Origin of the sequence: uncultured Pedobacter sp. (genome assembly GCF_913776295.1) — a bacterium.
In the GTDB taxonomy this organism is placed as follows: domain Bacteria; phylum Bacteroidota; class Bacteroidia; order Sphingobacteriales; family Sphingobacteriaceae; genus Pedobacter.
Genome location: NZ_CAJYOJ010000046.1, coordinates 40,094 through 46,093, shown reverse-complemented (window position 1 = coordinate 46,093; position 6,000 = coordinate 40,094). Strand labels below are relative to the sequence as shown.

Annotated in this window: 6 protein-coding genes; all 6 read left to right on the top strand. The window is 40.0% G+C overall.

Going from position 1 to position 6,000, the window contains the following annotated elements; genetic code table 11:
- Window positions 1–191 (top strand): type VI secretion system tube protein TssD (gene tssD, locus QZ738_RS09850; protein ID WP_293783898.1); only part of this gene is annotated, 191 nt, incomplete at its 5' end.
- Between the two features lie 85 nt (window positions 192–276).
- The gene (locus QZ738_RS09845) at window positions 277–996 is read left to right on the top strand and encodes a hypothetical protein (protein ID WP_293787034.1); all 720 of its coding nucleotides are present in this window, start codon (window positions 277–279) and stop codon (window positions 994–996) included.
- A 1-nt stretch (window position 997) separates the two neighbouring features.
- Window positions 998–1,843, top strand: a complete 846-nt coding sequence (locus QZ738_RS09840) for a hypothetical protein (protein WP_293787032.1) — start codon at window positions 998–1,000, stop codon at window positions 1,841–1,843.
- Window positions 1,844–1,865: 22 nt separating this feature from the next.
- Window positions 1,866–3,704: a phage baseplate assembly protein V gene (locus tag QZ738_RS09835; protein WP_293787030.1), complete on the top strand. Its 1,839-nt coding sequence runs from the start codon at window positions 1,866–1,868 to the stop codon at window positions 3,702–3,704.
- Window positions 3,705–3,708: 4 nt separating this feature from the next.
- Entirely contained in the window at window positions 3,709–5,271 is a 1,563-nt protein-coding gene (locus QZ738_RS09830; RefSeq protein WP_293787028.1) for a polymorphic toxin-type HINT domain-containing protein, read from the top strand.
- Between the two features lie 11 nt (window positions 5,272–5,282).
- On the top strand, window positions 5,283–5,936 hold the full coding sequence (locus tag QZ738_RS09825) for a hypothetical protein (RefSeq protein ID WP_293787026.1): 654 nt from the start codon (window positions 5,283–5,285) through the stop codon (window positions 5,934–5,936).
- The last annotated feature ends 64 nt before the right edge of the window (window positions 5,937–6,000 follow it).

The window sequence follows — 6,000 nt, the reverse complement described above, 5'->3', positions numbered from 1 at the left end:
ACATCATCTTTAAAAAAGGCGAAGAAGATGCAAAAATGAAGGAACTGTCTTTCGAAGATGGTTACATTATCCAATATAACGAAGGTATTGCCGTGAATGACAATACACCGATGACTTTAAGTTTTGTAGTATCGGCACGTAAGCTAAAACTCGGCAACGCCGAACACGAAAACGATTGGCCTAAGGCTTAATCCGATTTAAATCGTTATTGGTATCAGGTAAAGCTGCGCCAGTAACGATTTTTCTGTTTTTGGGGCATGATCAAAAGAGCTACCTATGGCTACCGATTTGGAATACATCAACCTGTTTAATCGTTGTACAATTTCTCCGTTAAAATCTGCAGAAATCAACCGGATCATCGATGATAAAATCCTAGTTAACAAATCAAGATATCAGGCGATTAGAAATAAACTGCTTGATTTGACTGGATACACTTATCGTACCTCCAGCTTTTTTACCGGGACGGAAGATAACTTTCCGGACAAGAATCCAAAAATCTCAAATCGTTTTTTTAACAGGCCGTTTGAAGATACCGGACTCTTTTCTGAAAACAGCGGTATACCATGGTATTTTATTGCATGTGTGCATTACCGGGAGAGCAATTCCGATTTTACCAGGCACCTGCACAATGGCGATCCATTAAGTGGCTTTACCAGACAGCATCCTGCAAACAGACCAAAAATTGACCATGGCCCGCCCTTTACCTTTGAGGAAAGTGCAGTTGATGCCCTGAAGTTACGTGGTTTAGATAAAGAAACCGTTTGGTCATTACCTAAGGTTATATTGCGTTTAGAGCAGTACAACGGCATAGCTAAAGCTTATCAGCGCAATAACATCAATTCTCCATATCTATGGGGTGGTTCCAATCTGTATACTAAGGGAGGTTTCCCGAGAGATCATGTTTTTAGCCTTGATTATGTAAATAAACAGATCGGAACAGCTGTTATTTTAAAGGCAATGGAAAACAGGGGGATTATCAATATACCAAGGCAATAATATGAAAGCAACAGGCATCCTATTTCTTTATTTAGCTTTCCTGCTGTCTTCATGCGGCCCAAAGCATAATCAGCAACAGCATGAAAAGGTCAATGACTCGGTTACGCTTAAATATCAAAAATTAGATTCACTTTCCGCCAAAATAGATACGCTGGAAAAACTGGCTGCGCAAATGGTGGCTTCAGGAGAAAGTTACTTGAATAATGGCAATACAGATGCTGAGCAGATTTTTATAAAGGCGTTTATGGAAGCTTTAGAAGAACCAAAAGCGTTTGAAACCAATTTCAACAAGTTGAGGAAATACGATATTCAAATGTTGACTGCGGATGATGGCAAACTCAGGGTGTTTTACTGGCTTTCTCCATATTCAGGTTCCATGTGGCATGTACAGAATATTGTGCAATATAAAGATGAAAATAATGCGGTAACGGCCCTTTCATTTAACAACCTTTACGAGGATAAAGATGATGAGGGCAGTCCTACGCCATTTTTTGATCACATTTATACGTTAAATACATCGCCTCAAAAGACCTATCTCTTAACTGGGTATGGACAAATGAGTGGAACCGAACCTTACACGGTAGGCCATACACTCGTGATCGATCAGGGAAAGTTTAGCATCACTAAAGCTTTGTTCAAAACAGGCAAAGGGATTAAAACACAGTTATTCGCATCTGCAGAACTTAAAGAAAACCAGGATAAAGAAAAGCTGTTGGCCCTATTGGCCATCATCTATAACGCTAAAGCTAAAATCATTAGCTATCCCGAAGTGAATGAAACAAAAGATGGTTCTGCACTCACGGGTAGGAGAAACATTTTAACCTTTCGTGATGGGATGTTCAAGTAGGCACAAACGATTATAAGTTGATATGGAAAAGAAATTAATCACCGAAATAAACATAGAAGATAAGGCCATTACCCACTTTTCTTCCTTCAGTTTGAAGCAGGCCTTTAATGCCCATCATTATTTTGAGCTTCGGTTTAACCACGATCAGATGGGTTTGCCCGGCATGATCAGCTTAGACGATAGTCGCGATTTTGTAGGGAAAACCCTCACCGCTGCGTTCGGTCACGATTCGGGGAGTTTACAGGAATTTGCAGGATTGGTAACAAAGGTTGAACTGGCGCAGAGCCATGGTTACCATGGCATACTGATTGTAAGCGGTTACAGCCCAACCATTTTGATTGATCGTGGGCCAGACCTTGGATCTTATTTAGATAAAGATTTAAATGCCATTGTTAGCCTTGCAACTTCAGAAGTACCCCAAAATGATCTTAAAATTGTATCAAATGCCTCTAGAAAGTCACCTATTGATTATTTGATTCAGTACAGGGAAAGCGATTTCAATTTTTTAAATAGATTATCTGGAGAGTACCACGAGTGGTTTTATTATGATGGTAAACAATTGAACTTTGGTAAGCCCGACGATCAGAAAGAAATAGCTCTTTTTTATGGCCGGGATGTGCAAAATCTGCAATATGCAATGGAAATTGCACCGATAAAAAATAAACGTTTTGCCTATAATCCCAAACAGGATGAAATGTTACATAGTGAAAGTGCTGCTGCCGCCAACGGATCGCCCGATTTGGATCACGCTATTCAGGCATCTAATAAAACATTTAGCAAGATATTCAACCAGCCATCTTTAATCAGGGTTGATAACAATAGTGATATCAAGAGCCACGTAGATAATGAGGAAAAAGCAACTATCAGTAATCTTCTAAAGGTGCATGGAAGTGGCGATAATGCAACGCTGGCAATAGGCAGTATCGCAGAAATTACGATGAGCTTGAGAAGAGAACTTGCTTTTAGTACCGAAAGTTTGGGTAAATTCCTCATTACCAGTATTAATCATGATATTGATGGTACAGGTAAATATTACAATACTTTTGAAGGGCTGGTTTCTACAACAGAACGTATCCAGGTACAGAATTATACTAAACCGAACCCAGATATGCAGCTAGCAGATGTAGTAGACAATGCTGACCCCAAAGGACAAGGTCGCGTTAAGGTTAAATTTAAGTGGGAATGCCAAAGCAACGACGTAACAGAATGGCTAAGGGTAATAACACCAGATGCCGGAAGCAGTGAAACGGTAGCTAAAAACCGTGGATTTTCTTTTGTACCTGAAGCGGGTGACCAAGTGGTGATAGCCTTTGAAGAAGGGAATATAGCTCGTCCCATCGTATTGGGCAGTGTTTATCATGGCAAATCGGGAAGCGGCGGAGGAGATACCAATAAAACCAAATCATTAACTACCAGAAGCGGCAACACTATAATTTTGGACGATAGTAATGGCAGCATCAACGTTAAAGACCCCAGTGGTAACGTAATCACTATGCATGGTAATGGCCAGGTTACGTTAACGGCACCCCATTCTTTTACCATTAATACTAAAGATTTTATTGTAAATGCCAGCAACAGTATTGCAATTAATGCACAACCAGGTGAACAAGGAGGTGGTGAAGGTACCATAGCCATTAGCGCCAAAAAAACTATTGCTGCAACGGCAGATACAGAAGGCATTACTTTTAATGCTACGGAAATGGGAGTGGCGATTAAGGGTAAAACAGATGTAAGCCTGGAAAGTACCACGGCATCTGCATCAGTTAAGGGAACTACCGAAACCAAAATTGATGGAGCCGATGTTAAAATGAGCGGAACAGCTACAATAAGAATCAATTCTAATGATACCGATATAACTTAAGATTATGCCTCATGAATTAGAATATATTGTTGATAAAGCCGTTTGTCATTGCGATAAAGGTGCTGCCCCTAATTTTTTTCGAGGGCTGGCCAACCAGAATGTCAAGATAAATGGTTGTATGGCCTGCACAAAGGCTGATAAGATACCCATTGCCAATATACCATCTTTCGGAGTGTGTAGCGTTACCGGATCTGCTTGTGCACCAGCACCTGTAGATTGGACTGATACCTATAAGGTAAAAATAAAAGGAAAAGAAACATTGCTTTTCAAATCCAAACTACCCTGTACTGTAGGTGGTAAAATCGAATTCATGACTAGCGGGCAAGTTCCGGTGAGTGAGGAAGATTTGGCCAATATGACCGATGAACATAGTGAGGAAGAGGAAGATGAAGGCTGGGGCTGGTGGGATACTGCCGAGTTGATTCCCGTGGTGGGGAGTGTAATTGGGATTGTACGCTCGGCAGCAAAAGGCGATTGGTGGATGGCCGCTGCTAATGTTGGTTTTCTTGCTCTTGATATTGCTGGTGTAGTTAGTTTTGGTGCTACCACTGCAGCTTCCACCGCAGCAAAAGGCGGATTAAAAGCAGGTTTAAAGGTAGCTGGTAAAGCCGCACTCAAAAGTGCTGGAAAAGTACTTACCAAACAAGGTGCAAAGGCGCTTGCCAAAGGCTTAGCTAAACATGTAGATGATATTGCTATGGCTACTGGTAAAATATGCGTATTCGCGTGTTTTCCGGCAGGTACGCCTGTACATACAATTTCAGGACAAAAAAACATTGAGGAAATTGTAACCGGGGATGAAGTGTGGGCTTGGGATGAAGACAGCGGAACCGTTGCCCTGAAAAGGGTAACAGCCACCATGCAGCAGGAGGTTGATGCCACAGTAGCAATAACGCTGGAAGGAGAAACCATAGAAACCACTGCCGAACATCCTTTTTACACCCGCAAAGGCTGGAAAGAGGCTGCTGATTTAACCACTGACGATGAATTGAAAACAAAAAATGGTGAGTGGAAGTTTATTAAAGTGCATAAGTTTGCTTATCAGAAGCGTAAAGTTTTTAACTTTGAAGTAGAGGATTGGCATACTTATTTTGTAGGGATATGTGCCTGGTTGGTGCATAATGCAAGACCTTGTTTAAGTCAGATAAAACATCTTCCAGAATGGCTGGCAAGAATGTACAAAGGAAATTACTTCAATTTTATAAGAGAGGGCTTCTATAAAAGGGCTGGGGGTTTTAACGAGGTTGTTTTAGAAACTGGTAAAAGATTAGATAGCTATATTCCTGGTAAGGAAATTGTATCTAGAAAATTTTCGCAACTGGCAAACGTTACGGAGGAAACCGCAAAAAAATATATTGATGAGCTTGTAGAAAAATATGGGCCCGAGACTTTATTAAAAAAAACACCTAGAAATGCTGATGCTATAGCACAAGGTGGCGAAAAACTGTCAGGAGAAATGATATTGGAAGTACCAGTTCAAAAAGGAGGTATTCCTCAATCAGTATTGGATCACGCCAAAGATGCAGGTGTGAAAATTAGGGACATAGGGGGAAACTTATATAAATAATTTTAATGGAAGTGATATTTAGAACTTGGCTATATGGCTATAAGGAGTTGAACACAGAAAAAGGTGCAGTTGGTCGGTGGGATCTGTGGAATAAAACAAAGTACAAGCAAAAAGTAGAAAAAGGAGAATTAACCTCACGAGACGTTGCACAGCTAAATCATAAAGAAAAGCTGGGCTATGAGTTCTGTATCTTTAATGAGGATAATAAAGAATTTCCATTTTGCACTGCAAATTTAATTTTAAAAAGTAGTCATGCAGGAGTTGAGTTCATTGATTTTATTGGAAGAAAGTATCTGAACTATCTTTTTGGCGAGTCTTTACGTAATAAAGAAGAGTTATTTCTTCGAGAAATATGGTACTATCATTTTACCTCAGAGAGTGGGGAGAACGAAGATTACAGGATCCATTTTGTATTCGATGAAGAAGGTAATATCAATTACAGAAAGTATGATGATAAAAACCAAAAATTCGAGGATTATGAGAGTAATCGTAAATTTGATGTGAGTGGTTTATATGAGCCATATCCAAATTTCGAAGAGTATGAATCATTGATCCGTCTCGACCGGAATCTCCCATTAGATATTTTCCCTAAAGATGGCAATAACGACAATGATCCCGATGTACCTAAAAACCCCTGGTTGCCTGTAGATTGGAATAAGAATTGATTTTATACAGTCTTTATAGGTTGGCAAGCATTAGGTTAAATGGATAATATCACGTTTGATCATA